The organism is Massilia aurea, assembly GCF_014200505.1.
GTDB classification, from domain to species: Bacteria; Pseudomonadota; Gammaproteobacteria; order Burkholderiales; family Burkholderiaceae_D; genus Telluria; species Telluria aurea_B.
In genome coordinates this window covers 219,431-237,339 of the sequence record NZ_JACHBX010000002.1, presented here as the reverse complement: position 1 = coordinate 237,339, position 17,909 = coordinate 219,431, and the positions used below count along the sequence as shown (strand labels likewise).

The 17,909-nt window shown below is 63.6% G+C and carries 15 protein-coding genes; 6 read left to right on the top strand and 9 right to left on the bottom strand.

Translation table 11 applies throughout. From position 1 onward, the window contains the following. Positions 1-7: 7 nt before the first annotated feature. Both queF and ilvA read right to left on the bottom strand, forming a co-directional pair. On the bottom strand, positions 8-844 hold the full coding sequence (queF, locus tag HD842_RS10400) for an NADPH-dependent 7-cyano-7-deazaguanine reductase QueF (RefSeq protein ID WP_183554115.1): 837 nt from the start codon (positions 842-844) through the stop codon (positions 8-10). Positions 845-971: 127 nt separating this feature from the next. Beyond that, positions 972-2,510, bottom strand: a complete 1,539-nt coding sequence (gene ilvA / locus HD842_RS10395) for a threonine ammonia-lyase, biosynthetic (RefSeq protein WP_183554113.1) — start codon at positions 2,508-2,510, stop codon at positions 972-974. Between the two features lie 183 nt (positions 2,511-2,693). Here ilvA and HD842_RS10390 point away from each other — a divergent pair, with 183 nt between their 5' ends. From HD842_RS10390 to HD842_RS24065, 6 genes are all read left to right on the top strand, one after another. Further along, on the top strand, positions 2,694-3,197 hold the full coding sequence (locus HD842_RS10390) for a YqaA family protein (protein ID WP_183554111.1): 504 nt from the start codon (positions 2,694-2,696) through the stop codon (positions 3,195-3,197). Positions 3,198-3,262: 65 nt separating this feature from the next. After that, positions 3,263-3,835, top strand: a complete 573-nt coding sequence (locus HD842_RS10385; RefSeq protein ID WP_183554109.1) for a flavin reductase family protein — start codon at positions 3,263-3,265, stop codon at positions 3,833-3,835. 219 nt (positions 3,836-4,054) lie between these two features. Next, the gene (locus HD842_RS10380; protein ID WP_183554107.1) at positions 4,055-8,068 is read left to right on the top strand and encodes a DUF3683 domain-containing protein; all 4,014 of its coding nucleotides are present in this window, start codon (positions 4,055-4,057) and stop codon (positions 8,066-8,068) included. Next, positions 8,065-8,496 carry an HIT family protein gene (locus tag HD842_RS10375; RefSeq protein ID WP_183554106.1) on the top strand — a complete coding sequence of 144 codons (432 nt, stop codon included), beginning with the start codon at positions 8,065-8,067 and terminating at the stop codon, positions 8,494-8,496. Before HD842_RS10380 ends, HD842_RS10375 begins: the two co-directional genes overlap by 4 nt. Before the next feature lie 13 nt (positions 8,497-8,509). Then, positions 8,510-8,944 (top strand): gamma-butyrobetaine hydroxylase-like domain-containing protein, encoded by a 435-nt coding sequence (locus HD842_RS10370; protein WP_183554105.1) that lies wholly within the window; start codon positions 8,510-8,512, stop codon positions 8,942-8,944. Between the two features lie 237 nt (positions 8,945-9,181). Then, positions 9,182-9,910 carry an Npun_F0296 family exosortase-dependent surface protein gene (locus HD842_RS24065; RefSeq protein WP_183554104.1) on the top strand — a complete coding sequence of 243 codons (729 nt, stop codon included), beginning with the start codon at positions 9,182-9,184 and terminating at the stop codon, positions 9,908-9,910. A gap of 153 nt (positions 9,911-10,063) precedes the next feature. Here HD842_RS24065 and HD842_RS10360 read toward each other — a convergent pair whose 3' ends face one another. The 7 genes from HD842_RS10360 to HD842_RS10330 form a co-directional block, all read right to left on the bottom strand. Next, a complete protein-coding gene (locus HD842_RS10360; protein WP_183554103.1) occupies positions 10,064-10,270 on the bottom strand; it encodes a cold-shock protein in 207 nt (68 codons plus the stop codon). A gap of 193 nt (positions 10,271-10,463) precedes the next feature. Beyond that, on the bottom strand, positions 10,464-11,882 hold the full coding sequence (locus HD842_RS10355; protein ID WP_183554101.1) for a hypothetical protein: 1,419 nt from the start codon (positions 11,880-11,882) through the stop codon (positions 10,464-10,466). A gap of 38 nt (positions 11,883-11,920) precedes the next feature. Beyond that, complete coding sequence (locus HD842_RS10350) at positions 11,921-12,457, bottom strand: hypothetical protein (RefSeq protein WP_183554099.1); 537 nt, start codon at positions 12,455-12,457, stop codon at positions 11,921-11,923. Between the two features lie 11 nt (positions 12,458-12,468). Beyond that, entirely contained in the window at positions 12,469-13,158 is a 690-nt protein-coding gene (locus HD842_RS10345) for a C39 family peptidase (protein ID WP_370660821.1), read from the bottom strand. Continuing rightward, entirely contained in the window at positions 13,155-13,556 is a 402-nt protein-coding gene (locus HD842_RS10340; protein ID WP_183554097.1) for a hypothetical protein, read from the bottom strand. Before HD842_RS10340 ends, HD842_RS10345 begins: the two co-directional genes overlap by 4 nt. Before the next feature lie 100 nt (positions 13,557-13,656). Beyond that, a complete protein-coding gene (locus tag HD842_RS10335) occupies positions 13,657-15,876 on the bottom strand; it encodes a hypothetical protein (RefSeq protein ID WP_183554095.1) in 2,220 nt (739 codons plus the stop codon). Between the two features lie 376 nt (positions 15,877-16,252). Then, a complete protein-coding gene (locus HD842_RS10330) occupies positions 16,253-17,587 on the bottom strand; it encodes a sigma-54 dependent transcriptional regulator (protein WP_370660820.1) in 1,335 nt (444 codons plus the stop codon). Positions 17,588-17,909 lie beyond the last annotated feature (322 nt).

The window sequence follows — 17,909 nt, the reverse complement described above, 5'->3', positions numbered from 1 at the left end:
GCGATATTTACTGGCGCGCGCCACGCAGATTCGGCGGTTTACCGGTGGAAAAATTGGCGCGCCACGGGTTGATATCCAGGCCGCCGCGCCGCGTGTAACGGGCATACACGGCCAGTTTGGTCGGCTTGCACTGGCGCAGCACGTCCATGAAGATGCGCTCGACACACTGCTCATGAAACTCGTTGTGTTCGCGGAAGCCGATCAGGTACTTCAGCAAGCCTTCCTGATCGATCTGCGGGCCGACATAGCGGATCTGCACCGTGCCCCAGTCCGGCTGGCCCGTGACCAGGCAGTTCGACTTGAGCAGGTGCGACACCAGCGTTTCTTCGACTTGGCCGTTTTCGTCGTCTGCGCTGAGCAGTTCCGGGGACGGTGAGTAGCCGTCGATCTCGACATCGAGGCGGTCCAGCAGCACGCCGTCGAGTTCGCCCATCTTGATCGCACCGAACGCTTCCGGGCTGGTCAGCGTGACGTGGACCGGCGCACCGAAGCCGTCCGACAGATCGTCGCGCAGCAGGGCGAGCAGGGCGTCCGGACCGGCCAGGCGGGTCTGGTTGAACGAGTTCAGGTACAGCTTGAACGATTTCGACTCGACGATGTTCGGTGAGTCGGCCGGGACCGTAATCGTCGCAATCGCCACCTGCGGCTTGCCGCGCATGTTCAGCCACGACAGTTCGTAGGCGTTCCAGATGTCGACACCGAAGAACGGCATGGTGCCGGCATCCGCAAACAGGCCGAGCTCATCGCGCTTTTGCTGGCGCGCGATCGGAAACAGCAGCTCGGGCGCGTATTGGCTCTGGTAGGCGGAGGATTTGCCGAGGGGCGATTGGTCAGGTGTATTCATAAAAGTAGGAACCAGATAGTAAAGTCAGGCACGTAGGGTGGACGGGTTTCCCGTCCACGCGTTCACCCGCCTTCATTTACCACGGAGCGTGGTTGGTTTGAACGCGTGGGCGGCATAGCCGCCCACCCTACGCGCCCAAAAACAATTTATAGACGGGATTGCTGCTTTCGTCCCAGTAACGGTAACCGAGTGACGCCAGGAATTGCCGGAACTCGGCCATTTCGGTCGGCGGCACTTGCAGCCCCACGAGAATGCGGCCCACATCGCCGCCCTGGTTGCGGTAGTGAAACAGCGAGATATTCCAGTTCGGCGCCATGCTGTCCAGGAAGCGCATCAGTGCGCCCGGCCGTTCAGGGAACTCGAAACGATACAGCAATTCATCGTGGGCCAGCGAACTTTTGCCGCCCACCAGATGGCGGATATGCAGCTTGGCCAGCTCGTCGCCGGTCAGGTCGAGCGTCTTGTAGCCATGCTCTTCGAACGTGCGCGCCAGCAGCCCGGACTCGCTGCGGCTGCCCACCTGCACGCCGACGAACACATGCGCTTCGCTGGCATCGCTGATGCGGTAATTGAATTCGGTCACATTGCGCGGGCCGACCAGGCCGCAGAAACGGCGGAAGCTGCCCCGCTGCTCGGGCACAGTGACCGCGAACACGGCTTCACGCGACTCGCCCAGCTCGGCGCGCTCGGCAACGAAGCGCAGGCGGTCGAAGTTCATGTTGGCGCCGCAGGCCACGGCCACCAGCGTTTCACCCTTGATGGGCTCGCGGTCCATCTGCGAACGCTCGATATACGCCTTGGCGCCCGCCACGGCCAGCGCGCCAGCCGGTTCGAGGATGCTGCGCGTGTCCTGGAACACGTCCTGGATCGCGGCGCAGATCGCATCGGTGTCGACCAGGATGATCTCGTCGACCACCTTCTGCGCGACGCGAAAGGTTTCTTCGCCCACCAGGCGCACCGCGGTGCCGTCCGAGAACAAACCCACATCGTTCAGCGTGACGCGGTGCCCGGCCTTCAGGCTGCGCGCCATCGCGTCCGAATCGAGCGTCTGCACGCCGATGATCTTGATGTCCGGGCGAATTTCCTTGACGTAGGCGCCGATGCCCGCGATCAGGCCGCCGCCGCCGATGGCGACGAAGATTGCGTGGATCGGGCCGGAATGCTGGCGCAGGATTTCCATGCCGATCGTGCCCTGGCCGGCGATCACGTCCGGATCGTCGAACGGGTGCACGAAGGTCATGCGCTGTTCTTTTTCCAGCAGCAGGGCGTGGTTGTAGGCGTCGGTGTACGAGTCGCCGTGCAGCACGATCTCGACACTGGCGCCGCCGCGCGCCTTGACGGCGTCGATCTTGACGCCCGGCGTGGTCGTGGGCATCACGATCAACGCGCGGCAGCCGAGACGGCACGCCGACAGGGCCACGCCCTGGGCGTGGTTGCCGGCCGAGGCGCAGATCACGCCGCGGGCGCGCTGCTCCGGCGTCAGGTTGGCCATCTTGTTGTAGGCGCCGCGCAGCTTGAAGCTGAACACGCTCTGCATGTCTTCGCGCTTGAAATAGATGCGGTTGCCCATGCGCGCGGACAGCGTGGGGGCCAGATCGAGCGGCGTTTGTTCGGCAACGTCATAGACGCGCGCGGTCAGGATTTTTTTGAGATAGTCGGTAGTCATGGTCGAAACACAAGGGTCAGGCCAATGGGGCTGGCGGGACGGACGACGCAAACTGTTCCGCTAGGGTGGGTGACCGTGGCGCGCAGTACGATCCGGCGCGCTGGGTGACAGGCGATCGTATCGTGTCGTGACGAAAGTTCCGGACCATTATAATGGACGCCTATTTCCCTCGCCTAAGCTCGCATGATCGAAACCGCTGTCCAATGGCTGCTTGACCTCGTTGCGGCGCCGACGGTTGGACTGACCTCCGTCTTCATCATCAGTTTTATTTCCGCTACGCTGCTGCCGCTGGGTTCCGAGCCGGCCGTGTTCGCGGTGATCAAGGCCAATCCCGCGCTGTTCTGGCCGGCGATCCTCGTTGCGACCCTTGGCAATACGCTGGGCGGCGCAGTCGATTATTTCCTTGGCTACCGCGCCAAGGTGGCGTTTGCCAAAGAGCGCCAGAGCCGCTGGTTTGGCTGGCTCAAGCGCTACGGCGCCAAGACGATGCTGCTGTCGTGGCTGCCAGGCGTGGGCGATCCGCTGTGCACGCTGGCCGGCTGGCTGCACCTGCCGTTCTGGCCGAGCCTCATGTATATGGCGATTGGCAAGTTTGCGCGCTACCTGACCATGACGCTGGCGCTGCTGTACGTGCCGGACAGTTTCTGGAAGTCGCTCGGCGACATGCTGACGCGCATTACCGGCTAGACCCGGGGAGGCAATGCCTGAACAGGTGGGCATCCTGCCGGCACCATCACCTCAAGGATACTTGCATGACCAACCGCGTTCCCGTACCCCTCGCCAAAGCCTATCGCCTGATGAACCACGGGCCGACCGTTCTCGTGTCCAGCCGTCACGGCGACGCCGTCAACGTGATGGCGGCCGCCTGGTCGATGCCGCTCGACTTCGATCCGCCCAAGGTCGCAGTCGTGATCGACAAGAACACACTCACCCGCAGCATGATCGAGGGGTCCGGCGAATTCGCGCTGAACATCCCGTCGCGCGAGCTGGCGCGCCTGACCCTGCAGGTGGGCTCGACGTCGGGCCGCGAGGTGGACAAGTTCGCGGCGTTCAATGCGGGCGCCTGGACCGGTGAGCAGGTCGGTGCGCCGTTGCTCGACGGCTGCCTGGCCTGGCTCGAATGCCGCGTACTCCCTGAACCACATATCCAGAACACGTATGACCTGTTCCTGGGTGAGGTCGTGGCGGCCTGGGCCGACCCGGCGGTGTTTGCCGATGGGCACTGGAATATGGCGGCAGGTGGCAAGAAAAGCATTCACTATGTGGCCGGTGGGCATTTCTTCGAGACTGGCGAGGCGTTCGAGGTGCCGGACAGTCCACGATAACGGTGCAAACCAGGCCGGACGACATATGTCATTCGCGGCGGCGTGCTTGATAAATACCGTGCCCCCGCGCCTGTGGCTGAATAATGTTTGTATATCCGACACAGTATGAATATTTTGTTGCGTCGCACGCAACGGCGGGCGGGGCCGTCCCAAGCGTGGTGCAACGCAATACGATAGAATGAACGTCCTTCGGGCCTGTCCGACTGTCGACGAGTATTCATGAACGCCCCCGCACACATCCATACCCTGCTAGCCGATAACGCCCCCGCGCGCCTGCGCGAGATTCCGTACAACTACACCTCGTTCTCGGACCGCGAAATCGTGATCCGGCTGCTCGGTGAGTCGTCGTGGGAGTTGCTGGGCAGCTTGCGCGGCGCCCGCCAGACCGGCCGCTCCGCGCGCATGCTCTACGAGGTGCTGGGCGACATCTGGGTCGTGCGGCGCAATCCATACCTGCAGGACGACATGCTGGACAACCCGAAGCGCCGGGCCAACCTGATCGAGGCGCTGCACCACCGCCTGGCCGAAGTCGACAAGCGCCGCACGACGGTCGACGCCCAGGATGACGGCGACCCGGCCGTAGTCGCAGCGCGCAGCAGCGCCGTCGAGCAGTTGCTGGCGGCCGCGCGTCGCGCGGTCGACGACTTCGGCCGCGAATTCTCTGAGACCTACGACCTGCGCAAGCGCGCCCTGAAGGTGCTGGGCGCGTACACCGACAAGCGCAATATCCGCTTCGACGGCATGCACCGCATCTCGCACGTGACCGACGCCACCGACTGGCGCGTCGAGTACCCGTTCCTGGTGCTGGTGCCGGACACCGAAGACGAGATGGCCGGCCTGGTCAAGGGCTGCATCGAGCTCGGGCTGACGATCATCCCGCGCGGCGGCGGCACCGGCTACACGGGCGGCGCGATTCCGCTCACGCCCATGTCGGCCGTGATCAATACCGAAAAGCTGATCGGCATCGGCGAAGTCGAAATGACCGCCATGCCGGGCCTGGACCGTGAGTACGCGACCATCCACACCTATGCGGGCGTGGTCACGCAGCGCGTGTCGCAGGCGGCCGAGAAGGCCGGCTTCGTGTTCGCGGTCGATCCGACCTCGGCGCACGCATCCTGCGTGGGCGGCAATATCGCGATGAACGCGGGCGGCAAGAAGGCCGTGTTGTGGGGCACTGCGCTCGACAACCTGGCCTCGTGGCGCATGGTCGACCCCAATGGCGACTGGCTCGATGTCACGCGCATTGCCCACAACCTGGGCAAGATCCACGATGCGCCGAAGGCCGAGTTTTTGCTCGAATGGACGCATCCGTCGGTCAAGGGCGCACCGAAAGGCGCGCCGTTCCGCACCGAGACCTTGATCATCGACGGCAAGCGCTTTCGCAAGGAAGGCCTGGGCAAGGACGTCACCGACAAATTCCTCTCCGGCCTGCCGGGCATCCAGAAAGAGGGCACTGATGGCCTGATCACGTCGGGCCGCTGGATCCTGCACAAGATGCCGAAGTTCACGCGCACCGTGGCCCTCGAATTCTTCGGCCAGGCGCGCGATGCGATTCCGTCGATCGTCGAGATCACCAATTACCTCAATGGCTTGCCGAAGAACGGCGACGCGGCGTTTTCCACGCTGCGCCTGGCGGGCCTGGAACACCTGGACGAGCGCTACCTGCGCGCGGTCGGTTACGCCACCAAGTCCAAACGCGGCGTGCTGCCGAAGATGGCGCTGTTCGGCGACATCGTCGGCGACGACGAAAACGCGGTGGCGCTGGCTGCGTCAGAAGTGGTGCGCATCGCGAATACCCGCGTGGGTGAAGGCTTTGTCGCCGTCAGCCCCGAGGCGCGCAAGAAGTTCTGGCTCGACCGCGCCCGCACGGCGGCCATCGCGCGTCACACCAACGCCTTCAAGATCAATGAAGACGTGGTCATTCCGTTACCACGCATGGGCGAATACACCGACGGCATCGAGCGCATCAACGTCGAGCTGTCGATCAAGAACAAGCTGCAGCTGGCCGACGGCCTGCGCGACTACCTGGCGAGCGACCATCTGCCGCTGGCCAAGAGCGACGACGCGAGCAGCGGTGAAGGCGTCGAGCGCGACGAAATCATGGGCGACCGCCCGCTGCAGGCACGCGCGCTGGTCGATCTGGTGACCAAACGCTGGAGCTTCATCCTGGCCAACCTCGACATGCCGCTGCCAGAGGCGCGTGAGCAGCTCGAATCGCTCGGGCTCGACCATCTGTCGGCCGCCTTCGATGCGCGTCTGGCGATCCAGCCCGATGCATGCCTGTTCGACCTGGTGCAGGACCACACGGTGCGCATCTCGTGGAAAGCAGAGCTGCGCGCGCCGCTGCGCCAGATCTTCAACGGCAGCGCCTACACCTGCATCCTCGACGAGAGCACGGCGATCCACAAACGCATCCTGCGCTCGCGCGTGTTCGTCGCGCTGCACATGCACGCCGGCGACGGCAACGTCCACACCAATCTGCCGGTGAACTCGGACGACTATGACATGCTGCAGGATGCGCACAAGGCGGTCGAGCGCATCATGAAGCTGGCGCGCTCGCTCGACGGCGTGATCTCGGGCGAACACGGGATCGGCATCACCAAGCTCGAATTCCTGAAGGACGAAGAAATCCAGGAATTCCGCGACTATAAGATCCGCGTCGATCCGGAAGGGCGTTTCAACAAGGGCAAGCTGCTCAATCTGGAAGGCGCCCACGCCGACCTGCGCAACGCCTATACGCCGTCGTTCGGCCTGATGGGCCACGAGTCGCTGATCATGCAGCAAAGCGATATCGGCGAGATCGCCCACAGCATCAAGGACTGCCTGCGCTGCGGCAAGTGCAAGCCCGTCTGCACGACCCACGTGCCGCAGGCGAACCTGCTGTATTCGCCGCGCGACAAGATCCTGGCCACGTCGGCCCTGATCGAAGCGTTCCTGTACGAAGAGCAGACCCGCCGCGGTGTCTCGATCCGGCACTGGGAAGAATTCGAGGACGTCTCGGACCACTGCACCGTGTGCCACAAGTGCGTGACGCCATGCCCGGTCAATATCGACTTCGGCGATGTGTCGATGAACATGCGTAACCTGCTGCGCAAGATGGACAAGCGCAGCTTCAAGCCGGCCAACCGCGCGGCGATGTTCTTCCTGAACGCGACCGACCCGACCACCATCAATGCCACGCGCAAGGTGATGGTCGATTTTGGCTTCAAGGCGCAGCGCTTCGGCAACCGCATGCTCAAGGGCTTTGCCAAGCCGCAGCTGGCCGCGCCCGCGCCGACGACCGGCAAGGCGCCCGTGCGCGAGCAGGTCATCCACTTCATCAACAAGAAGATGCCGGGGAACCTGCCGAAGAAAACGGCGCGCGCCTTGCTGGATATCGAAGACGACAAGATCGTCCCGATCATCCGCAACCCCAAGAAGACCAATGCCGACACCGAGGCTGTGTTCTACTTCCCGGGCTGCGGGTCGGAGCGCCTGTTCTCGCAGGTGGGCCTGGCCACGCAGGCGATGCTGTGGGAAGTGGGCGTGCAGACTGTGCTGCCGCCGGGCTACCTGTGCTGCGGTTATCCGCAGCGCGGCGCCGGCCAGTTCGACAAGGCCGAGAAGATGGTGACGGACAACCGCGTGCTGTTCCACCGGATGGCCAACACGCTCAACTACCTGGACATCAAGACGGTGCTGGTCTCGTGCGGCACCTGCTACGACCAATTGGCAACGTACCAGTTCGAGAAGATCTTCCCGGGTTGCCGCATCATGGACATCCATGAATACCTGTTAGAGAAGGGCGTCAAGCTCGAAGGCGTGAACGGCACCCGGTACATGTACCACGAGCCGTGCCACACGCCGATGAAGCTGCAGGATTCGATCAAGACGGTCAACGCGCTGGTGTCGACGGTGGACAACGTGAAGATCGAGAAGAACGACCGCTGCTGCGGCGAGTCGGGCACGTTTGCCGTCTCGCGGCCGGACATCGCGACCCAGGTCCGTTCGCGCAAGGAAGGCGAGATGGTCAAGGGCGCCGACAAGCTGCGCGAAGACGGCTTCAAGGGCGACGTCAAGATCCTGACCAGCTGCCCGTCGTGCCTGCAGGGCCTGAGCCGCTACAACGATGATTCGGGCACCACGGCCGACTACATCGTCGTCGAAATCGCCAAGCACCTGCTGGGCGAGAACTGGCTGCCCGAGTACGTCGCACGCGCCAATGCTGGCGGCATCGAGCGGGTGCTGGTATGACGGCGTTGCGTGAACCGGGTTGCGAGCTGTGCGACCTGACAATGCCTGCTGCATGGGCTGGCGAGAAGTTCAGCGTCATCGTCGTCGACGACGCGAACTATCCCGGCTTTTGCCGCGTGATCTGGCACGAGCATGTGCGCGAGATGAGCGACCTGTCGGCGGATGACCGCTTCTTGGTCAACGACGCCGTGTTCCAGGTGGAGACGGCGGTGCGTGAGGTGATGCAGCCATTGAAGGTCAATGTGGCCAGCCTCGGCAACGTGGTGCCGCACCTGCACTGGCACATCATCCCGCGCTATGCCGACGATGCGCATTTCCCGGCGCCTGTATGGGCGCAGGCGGTGCGTGCGACGGAACCTGCTATCCTCGCGGCGCGTCGTGCGCTGCACGACCAATTGGGCGCTGCCATCGCGCGCCGTTTTTCCTGATATAGAGAGTCCCATGCCACATCCAACCGAATTGACTGTCCACCAGAAATCGCGCGTGCTCGACGTCGCCTACGACGACGGCAGCGCCTTTTCGCTCCCGTTCGAATATCTGCGCGTGTATTCGCCATCGGCCGAGGTGAAGGGCCACGGCCCGGGCCAGGAAGTGCTGCAACTTGGCAAGCGCGAAGTCGGCATCGCCGACGTCGAGCAGGTCGGCAACTACGCGATCAAGCCGACCTTCTCGGACGGCCACGATTCCGGCATCTTCAGCTGGGATTATCTGTATGAGCTGGGCCGCAGCCAGGAATCGCTGTGGAAGCAGTACGTGGCGCGCCTGCAGGCGGCTGGCTACGACGAAGAAAGTGGCCGTGCACCTGGCATCCAGCTGGCGGCAGCGCCGAAGAAATCCGGCGGCGGCGGTTGCGGCTCGGGCAGCTGCGGCTGCTGATTGCCAGCGGCGCATTCGTGGCGCTGCAAACAGGGGCGTGACCGTCGATCGCCGGCAGAAACCGCCCCCTTCATGTCCGCCGCGAAATACAGGTAACGTAAAGTATATAAAAGTAACATACTGTCGATAACAATTACGTTGCCGCAAGGATTTATTTCTAAGTATTTGTTTATGATAGATTTTTATCGGTGGCATGGTTAGTGCTAATTACCATGTCTCAACCACCGGAGACCTATCATGAATAAAGCCTTGGTTCCTTGCCTGGCATCGGTATTGCTGATGTCGGCTTCTGTGACACAAGCTGTAGAAATCACGTACGCCTCGGCAGTCGCGGCGGACGGGTCTGGCAAGACGAGTCTGCAAACACACAATGTGTTTGTCGAAACGTTCGATGCCCCCGGTGGCGGACCAACAATGCCAGCCAATATGGTTGTCTCCACCGTATCGGGCGGCGGGTTGGGGTATGCGAAAGGTAACCTGTCGGGCGTGTATGCAGCACCAGCCAACGACAAAACGCATTTTGCTTACGGCCCGGGCGTTGGCAGCGGCGCGAGCACGTCAGAAGTCAATTTTAACTACACTGGCTTGCTGAACTCGCTCGGCAACGACGCTACGCTGAATTACCTTGGCCTGTATTACGGATCGATCGATACTTACAATGATCTGATCTTCTACAACGCTGTCGGCGCGGTCATCCAGACGGTGACAGGCGCATCGTTGATCGCCATGTTCCACGGCGAGACGGGTAATCCGAATGCGGATAGCTCGAACATCTACGTCAACCTGTTCTTCAAGCCCGAAGAAGAGTTCACGTCGTTCAGCTTCCGGACCAGCGGCCACGCGTTCGAGTTCGATAACCTGGTGGTTGGCTATGATGTCGAGCCGGTTCCCGAACCAGCCTCGCTCGCATTGCTCGGCCTCGGCCTGGCCGGTCTCTGCCTGGCACGTCGTCGCATCGGCAAATAACCCTGCAGCGCAGGATCAGGAAACCTCCTTCACGGGAGGTTTTTTTTTGCGCAGCGCGCAAGCGTCGATCAAAACGGTCGCCAGAAAGACAAAGAGCACATCCGAAGATGTGCTCTTTTGCGTTGCTTGCCCGCCGTGACGGGCCAGCGGACCTTAAGCTTGCGGCTGGATGTTCGAAGCCTGCTTGCCTTTAGGACCGGTGGTGACGTCGAACGTCACGCGCTGGTTTTCTTGCAGCGACTTGAAGCCGTTGGCGTTGATCGCCGAGAAGTGCGCGAACAGATCTTCGCCGCCGCCGTCAGGCGTGATGAAACCGAAACCTTTTGCGTCATTGAACCACTTAACAATGCCAGTCGCCATTTTTATTCCCTCAAAAATTAATTTTACGTTGATGCCCTGTTTGCGTACCTAGGACAAAAACCAGGGTGACGCCTTACATTGCGAATCTGATTATAGGGCAAACTCTTAAAACGGAAGCAAGATTTTTCAATCGTCTCCGTATTTACCACAAGTCATCCCCCCTGCATGACCGATTTCAGGAATAAATTTCTGGTTAGAAAGTCATTGGCAAACGCAGCGTCAGGGTCACGTCCGGTGTGTCACGCGTGACGCCGGCGCCGACGGCGATGTTGAGCGAACGCTTCGGGCTCAGGCGGTAGGAATAGCCCAGCAGCAGCGTACCCAGCTGCGTGCGTACGGAGCCGATCGAGGTCGCGCCGTTCTGGCGCATGCGCCCGATCGTGCTGTGGTCGTAGCCCAGGCTCAGCGACGCCTTGTCGTTGAGCGCCAGGCCCATGCCGAAGTTAAAGCCCAGCACGGCGCCTGGTTGCAGCGAGCCGAGCGGTTCGCGCTCGCCATTGCGTACCAGGCGCGTCACGTCGTCGCGCTTGAAGTTGTGCACGTAGCTCAGGTTGCCGAAGAAGACGGCCGGATCAGACGGATACAGCCAGGTCAGCGTGGCTTGCAGCGAGTGGAAGCCCGAGCCGGTAGGCAGGTCCAGCGGCAGGCCGGTGCCGGTGACGTTCTCGCCGATGCAGCGGCGCTCGCAATCGGTGACCACTTCGAACGGATCGCGGCCGGTGCGGCTCTTGTAGCGCAGGCCGGCGATGTAATAGCCCTTGTCGGCGCCGCCGTTATTGAGCTGGTAGCGGCCGGCCACTTCGACGTCGCCCATGCCCTTGCCGGTCGTGTCGAACACGCGTTCGACTGCCGTGCCGGTGAATATTTCCCGGCTGACGGTGGCATCGGAGCGATACACATACGGCACCTTGACCTCGACTTCCATCCGGTTGCTGAGGCCGGTGCGGCCGGTGATCGCAGTGGTGAAGGTATTGCGTTTGATTTCACGCACGTCCACCAGGCCGATCAGCAGGGCCGGAATCACCGTGTAGCCGACCAGCGCCACGCGGTTGCTCGACGAGTAGCCGTATTGCATCGACGGCTCGAGCACATAGGTGCCGGGCGCCGTGAGCACGCCCGGCTGGTCGCCGATCGGTGCGACTTCCGGCGGCCGGTTCGGTTGCTGGCGGCTGGTGTTTTGCGCCTGCGCCGGCGCGGCGGGCTGGGCCGGTACGGGGGCGGGCACGCCGGGCTGGTCAGGGCGCTGCTGTGGCGGCAGCGGCGCCGGCACGCCCGTCACTGCTGGCGGCAATACGGGTGGCAACACGGGCGGCTCGGCCACCGGTGCCTGGCCGCTCATCGCGCCGCCCATGCCGCGTTGCTGCGACAGCAGTACGCCATTGGACGGCGTCCCCATGCGCTGCAATTGCTCGCGCTGGGCCTGGACTTCCAGCAGCAGGCGATTGACCAGCGCGCGTTGCTGCGCCAGCTCGTCCTTCAGCTGCGACAGTTCGGCAGAGGATGGCTGTGCGCCATTGTTCGACAGGGGAGCAACTTGTTGAGCGAGTGCAGGCGGCGCCAGAAGGGCGGCCGCCAGGCCCGCAGCGCCGAGCCGCGCGACGTGTGGATACATCCAGATTCTCCAGAGTGAGTGGTGGTGGTGTTGAACATTCATAGTCCGCCCGGGGAACGCACGACGGCGTCCCGGATCGTCGACTGGAAATTGATGTCCTTGATCAGCGACATGCTGTTGACGGTCGACGAAATGGTGGTCGCCGTGCGGATATCCTGGCCGCTGAGCGTGTTCTGGACCAGCGTCGCACCGTTGGGCAGGTTGAGGTCGGCAGCGGCATAGTTGTTGCCGCCGATCTGGATCATCCGCGCTGCGCCCAGCGCGTCCTGGGTCAGGCGCGCCTGCTCGGCCGTCATGGCCGCCAGGTCGGGGATGGCGATATTCGTGCGCGCCATGATTTCGCCATTGACCGACACGACGCGCTCGATGCCGAGCGACAGCGAGAGGCCACCAGCTACCTCGAAGCCGCCACGGGCGGCGTCCAGCGTGGTGGCGGCGACCGGCGTGCCAAGTACCGGTACGACCGGCTCGGTGGCCTGGGCGCCCGGTAGCGTGCCCATCAGCAGGCTCAGCAGGCTCAGCAGGCCCAGCAGGCCCGGCAAGGCGGTGTGCAAAGGGTAGGGTGGAAGGCGCATGGTGGTCCCCGTTAAAAATCGCCCGGCCCGAACTTGGGCAGGGTTGCGCTAAGCTGGTCCTGGTGCATGCCGGTGCCCAGCGGCGCACGCGGCGCGCCACGCCAGTCTTCCGGTGTGTTGAAGGCAACCTGGTCCTTGTGGCTGTGGATCACGAACAAGATCTTGTTGCGCCAGATTTCCTGGAACCGTTCCATGCTCACGACGCGGTTGCCGGTGGACGGGTCGCCGATCAGGATGCGGCCGTCTTCGGCGCCCTTGATGACCACGAAATGGTTGAAGCCACGGTCGGTGATCAGGACAATGGCCGGCAGTTTTTCGGCGATCAGTTTTTCAATGGGCAGCTTGAAGCCGTCGGCGCGAAAGCCGCGCGTGGCGAGAAAGCGCTGCATGTCGAGCAGCGAAAAACCTTCTTTGTGAATCTTGGCCTGGTCGCCGCTGGCATACATCTGCTGGAACACGTCCTGTTCGGGCGTGGGCGTCTGGTAGTGGTGCGACAGCAAGGTGGCCAGCGCGGCGGCGCCGCAGCTGTAGTCATATTGCTGGCGCAGCGTGCGCTGGAATTTGATGTCCTTGAGACTGGTTACCGGCACGTTGACGCGCCCGACGCCGGCCAGGTCCAGTGCATGCGCACTGTGCGGCGCAAGCAGGGCGCCGCACAGTGCGATGTGCAGCATCAAGTGAGGGCTGGGTGTCATGCTCATTGCAATTGCAGGTTGATGACGGTCGCGTTCTGGATCAGGACGTTCGCGCCGGAATTCTGGATCACGACTGGCAAGCCCGACGCGTTGGCGAACGAGCCGCCGCTGATCACGTTCATGCCGGTGGTCACGTTGGTGGCCGTGTTGTTGCCGACCGTGCCGCCCAGCGTCGCTTCGGTGGTGATGATGTCGGTGCCGCCGCGCAGGTCGCCCAGGACAGCGGCGTCGGTGGTCTTGCCCCAGCCGCTTGCGAGATCGTCGTCGGGGGCCGGCGCCACGTTCACGGTCGACAAAAAGCGCACCGCTACTGGCAATCTGGCCGGCTCGGTGACCTGGGCTGCTGCTGGCAGAGCAGCGCCTGCCGTCAGCAAGAGAAATCCAATCTGGTGTAGTTGTTTCATGATGCCTCGCTCGAAAGGACCGCCATGCGGGCAAAGCGCCGCATGGCGGGAGTGCAGGGCGCGCAGCGTGATCGCTGCCCGTCCTGCACCCGTTACCTGATCACTGGCCTGCGCCGCCGACGTTCATGTTCGACTGCACGTTGACGCTTTGCTGGATCAGCGAGGAGAAGCCGTTGTTCTGGCTGATGATCGAGATGCCGGCTGCCGACTGGGCAATGTTGTTCATCGAGTTCGACATGTCGAACGAGCCCGAGCTGACGTTGTTGGTGCCGCCATTGCCGCCCATGCCGGCGCCGCCGAAGCCGCCGGTACCTGCACCGGCCGTCATTTCGCCGCCCGAGCCGCCTGCGCCCGACGTGGTTGCACCACCAGCGCCGCCGCTGCCGCCGGCGCCCGAGCTTGCATCACCCGAGGTGGCCGAGCCGCCCGTGGCCGAACCGCCCGTGGACGCGCCGCCTGCGCCGCTGGCGCCGGTCGATGCGGTCGCTTCTGCGCCCGAACCGCCCATGCCGCCCGCGCCCGCCGTACCGCCCTGGCCCGCGCCACCAGCGCCGCCAGTGCCGGTCGCACCGTTGCCGCCCATGCCAGCCGTGCCTGCTGCGCCCGAGCCGCCGGCGCCTGCCGTGCCGGTGGCGCCTGCGCCGCCCGTGCCGGCCAGTGCCGCGCCGGCGCCGCCGGTGCCGCCGGTCGAGGTGCCGCCTGCTGCGCCGCTACCCGAGGTATTCGACGAAGCGGCGCCCGAGCCGCCCGCGCCGCCGGCTGAACCGGCACCGCCCGCACCCGCCATCGAGTCGCCCGCGCCATTGGTGCTGGCGCCGCTGGTCGGGCTGCCGGCCGTGCTGGTGCCGCCGGTATTGGTCGATGCGCCGCTGGCGCCGCCGGCTGCTGCCGGATCGCTGCCCGGCGTGCCGCCGGCGCCCGTCGTTGCCATGGCATCGCCGATGCTGGCACCGCCGCCGCTGGCGCCATTCGAGGCTGTCAGGCTCGAACCGGCCGAGGTGCCGCCCATGCCGCCTGCGCCGCCCGAGCCGCCTGCACCACCTGCACCGCCCCATGCCGAGCCGGTATTGCCACCCGCGCCGCCTGCGCCGCCCATGGCCGCACCGGTGCCGCCGCCATTGCCGCCAGCCAGCGAGCCGGTCGAGCCGCCTGCGCCGCCCGTGGCCCCGCCGCCTGCCGCGCCCGAGCCGCCATTGGCCCCGCCGCCCATTGCACCCGCGCCGCCCGTGCCGGCGCCGCCTGCAGCGCCATTGCCGCCGGCAGCGTAGCCACCCATGGCGCCGGATGCACCTGCGCCGCCCGTGGCGCCTGCAGCACCCGTCGCCCCGCCGGCGCCGCCAGCGGCGTTACCGACGCTCGATGAGCCCGTCGAGGCCGTACCAGCAGCAGCGTAGCCGCCCGCGCCGCCTGACGCGCCTGCCGCGCCCGAGGCTGCCCCGCCGGCTGCACCGGTGCCGCTGGCCCCGCCGCCATAGCCCACGCCGCCTGCAGCGCCGGAACCGGATGCGCCGTTCGCGCCACCCGTGTTCTGTGCGGTGTTGCCGATATTGCTGATGTTATTGCCGCTGACATTGCCGGTCAGGGCGCTGGTCGACGTTGCCGAGGAGGTGTTGAACGAGTTCGCGACCGACGAGCTGGCGCTGCCGCCGTTGTTGGCTGCCGCGGCGCCGGCCACTTCGGCATTGGCGTCACCCGAGCTGTTGTTCTGCCCCGAGCTGTCCTGGCTGCTGTCGCTGCTGTTGTTGGTTGTGGTGGTAGTCGCGATGTCCGTCGTGTCGTTGCTGTCGATCTGCATATTGCGCGTGTCGGACTGGTTGCTGGTCTGGCTGTTGCTGTTGTTCGTCGTGGTGTTCGTGACGCGGTTGTCCGAGTTGTCCACCTGGTTGTTGCTTGTGGTGTTGGTGGTGTTCGTGTTGGTACGCTGGCTGTTATCGGTCTGCGTATTGGTGTTGTTCGCAGTGTTGGTATTCGTGTTCGTGCTGTTACTGGTCGACGTATTGTTGCTGTCGGTCTGGCTGTTGTTGGTGTTCGTGCTGGTACTGTTACTGGTGGCCGTGTTGTTGCTGTCGGTCTGGCTGTTATTGGTGTTGGTCGCGATGTTGTTGCTGTTCGCCTGGGTGTTGTCAGTGTTGGTGCTCGTTGTGATGTTATTGCTGTTGCGGGAGTCGGTCAGCGAGCTGTTGTCCGTATTGGTATTGGTGGTATTGGTGATCGTCGACGTTTGGGTATTGCCGCCACGGACGTCGTTCACGGTGTTCTCTTGGGCGTGGGCCATGCTGAAAGCCAGGGCGATCGCGGTTGCCAGGATAGTGCGCTTCATTATTGCTCCCCTAATATCACGGTTTAAGTATCCCGAGGTCTCGTGACGCCCGGTCCACTTCCGTATTAGCAGGTCTTGTGCCAGCACAGGCCGCTTGAGCAAGTCATTGATTTTGTAGGACTAATTTGATGAGCTCGCAAGGCCGATCGCCGAACGATGAAGCACACCAATAGCTGAAACGACAAGTGTCTCTGTCCTGTGACACTGTTGCAGAATTGATCAAGAAACTGTATCAAATTGCAACCGCCAGACCGGGTTGACAGAGTGAAGAAGGCGCTTCAGCGTGCTGCCTCTCGGCAAGCACGCTGCATAAAAACCCTGTGAATTCAAGGACAAACCCGGTAGGACGGGGCCGACGCCGGGCGAGGATTGGCGCCTACACCGAAATCTCGTGCTTGGCCATCAGGCGATACAGCGTCATGCGCGATACACCCAGTTCGCGCGCTGCCCGGCTGATGTTGTTGCCGCTGCGGGCCAGGCTTTCGCCGATGGCCACGCGTTCGGCGCTCAGGCGCGATGTGCCCAGGCCAACGCCGTTCGGGCAGATGGGCCCGACACCCGGCAAATCGAGGTCTTCCGGCATCACGAGGCGATGCTCGGCCAACACCATGGCGCGGCGCATGCGGTTGATCAGCTCGCGGACATTGCCGGGCCAGTCGTAGCGCGCCATCGCCTGCAAGGCTTCGCGGCTCACGCCCTTGAGTTGTGGACTGCGTTCGCTGGCGAACTTGTTGAAGATGAGATCGGTCAGCAACGGCAAGTCTTCCTTGCGTTCCCGCAGCGCCGGTACGCGGATGGGAAACACGCTGAGGCGGTAGTACAAGTCTTCGCGGAAGCGGCCGTCGGCCACGGCCTGGGGCAGGTCGACGTGGGTGGCGGTGATCACGCGTGCATCGACCGCGATGGTGCGGGTGCCGCCGACCCGGTAGATCACGCGCTCTTGCAGGAAACGCAGCAAGCTTGCCTGGAGGTCCAGCGGCAGGTCGCCGATCTCGTCGAGGAAAATGCTGCCGCCCGATGCCGCTTCGAGCAGGCCCTGCTTGTCGCGCATGGCGCCGGTAAAGGCGCCCCGTTCGTGGCCGAACAGTTCCGAATGGATCAGCGTCGGCGCCATGGCCGCACAATTGATGGCGATGAACGGGCCGGTGGCGCGCGGCGAGCGCAGGTGGATTTCCTGCGCGGCCAGCTCCTTGCCGCTGCCGCTCTCACCGCAGATCAGGACCGGTGCGTCGACGGCGGCGATCTTGTCGATGTGCGAGCGCAGGCGGGCGATCGCGGCCGAGGCGCCGTCGATGTGGCTCACGCGCAGTGCGCCATCGTGCAGCGCCGGCCGCGTGGCCATGCTCGCCATGCCGTGGGCGTGGCCCAGCGAGTGCTGCAGCCGCAGCGTATCGACCGGCAGCGTATGAAAGTCGACCAGATGCGCCGCAATCAGTTCGCGCAGGGCCGGCTGGACGAGGCGGTGCGCGTCGAACACGCCAACCCAGCGCACATGGTGGTGCTGGTGCAGGAAACGTTCGAGCTCGGCATCGTCTGCGCTGTCGCTGCTGTCGAGCAGCAGGCCAACGCCATAGTGTTGCTGGGACAAGACCTTGCGCGCCGCAGCGGGATGCTCGACGACGCAGACATCCCAGCCGGGCAGGGCGCCATGGCAGGCGCGGGCGTGCGCACTGCCTTCACGCGTAATGCAGATAAGACGTTTTACAGGCACCGGTATCCTCATCAAACTGGTTGGCACCCGCTACGCTGTGATGCATCCCGGCACACCATGGGGAACATGCAACGTCGATGGGCGCAACGACCGGCGCTTGCCGGCTGGAAGATCGTGTTAATTAAACCAAAAATGCAGCACGCATGGCGCACAGCTATTGATAAAAGTCTAAGGAGAAATGCGATATTGAATTGAAAGTTTGATTTTTCGCATAACAATTTGAAAATAGAGTTTGTCTGTTGCTAATGATCTTAGTCGCGGCGAGCGGCTTGGAAAAGAGGCACGTGCGATGATTTTCTCTTAATCGCACACTGTGGCGCAG

What these genes read in the sequence shown, in the direction of transcription:
- queF (WP_183554115.1), bottom strand. Translation starts at nt 844, where the DNA reads ATGAATACACCTGACCAATCGCCCCTCGGCAAATCCTCCGCCTACCAG.
- ilvA (WP_183554113.1), bottom strand. Translation starts at nt 2,510, where the DNA reads ATGACTACCGACTATCTCAAAAAAATCCTGACCGCGCGCGTCTATGAC.
- HD842_RS10390 (WP_183554111.1), top strand. Translation starts at nt 2,694, where the DNA reads ATGATCGAAACCGCTGTCCAATGGCTGCTTGACCTCGTTGCGGCGCCG.
- HD842_RS10385 (WP_183554109.1), top strand. Translation starts at nt 3,263, where the DNA reads ATGACCAACCGCGTTCCCGTACCCCTCGCCAAAGCCTATCGCCTGATG.
- HD842_RS10380 (WP_183554107.1), top strand. Translation starts at nt 4,055, where the DNA reads ATGAACGCCCCCGCACACATCCATACCCTGCTAGCCGATAACGCCCCC.
- HD842_RS10375 (WP_183554106.1), top strand. Translation starts at nt 8,065, where the DNA reads ATGACGGCGTTGCGTGAACCGGGTTGCGAGCTGTGCGACCTGACAATG.
- HD842_RS10370 (WP_183554105.1), top strand. Translation starts at nt 8,510, where the DNA reads ATGCCACATCCAACCGAATTGACTGTCCACCAGAAATCGCGCGTGCTC.
- HD842_RS24065 (WP_183554104.1), top strand. Translation starts at nt 9,182, where the DNA reads ATGAATAAAGCCTTGGTTCCTTGCCTGGCATCGGTATTGCTGATGTCG.
- HD842_RS10360 (WP_183554103.1), bottom strand. Translation starts at nt 10,270, where the DNA reads ATGGCGACTGGCATTGTTAAGTGGTTCAATGACGCAAAAGGTTTCGGT.
- HD842_RS10355 (WP_183554101.1), bottom strand. Translation starts at nt 11,882, where the DNA reads ATGTATCCACACGTCGCGCGGCTCGGCGCTGCGGGCCTGGCGGCCGCC.
- HD842_RS10350 (WP_183554099.1), bottom strand. Translation starts at nt 12,457, where the DNA reads ATGCGCCTTCCACCCTACCCTTTGCACACCGCCTTGCCGGGCCTGCTG.
- HD842_RS10345 (WP_370660821.1), bottom strand. Translation starts at nt 13,158, where the DNA reads ATGAGCATGACACCCAGCCCTCACTTGATGCTGCACATCGCACTGTGC.
- HD842_RS10340 (WP_183554097.1), bottom strand. Translation starts at nt 13,556, where the DNA reads ATGAAACAACTACACCAGATTGGATTTCTCTTGCTGACGGCAGGCGCT.
- HD842_RS10335 (WP_183554095.1), bottom strand. Translation starts at nt 15,876, where the DNA reads ATGAAGCGCACTATCCTGGCAACCGCGATCGCCCTGGCTTTCAGCATG.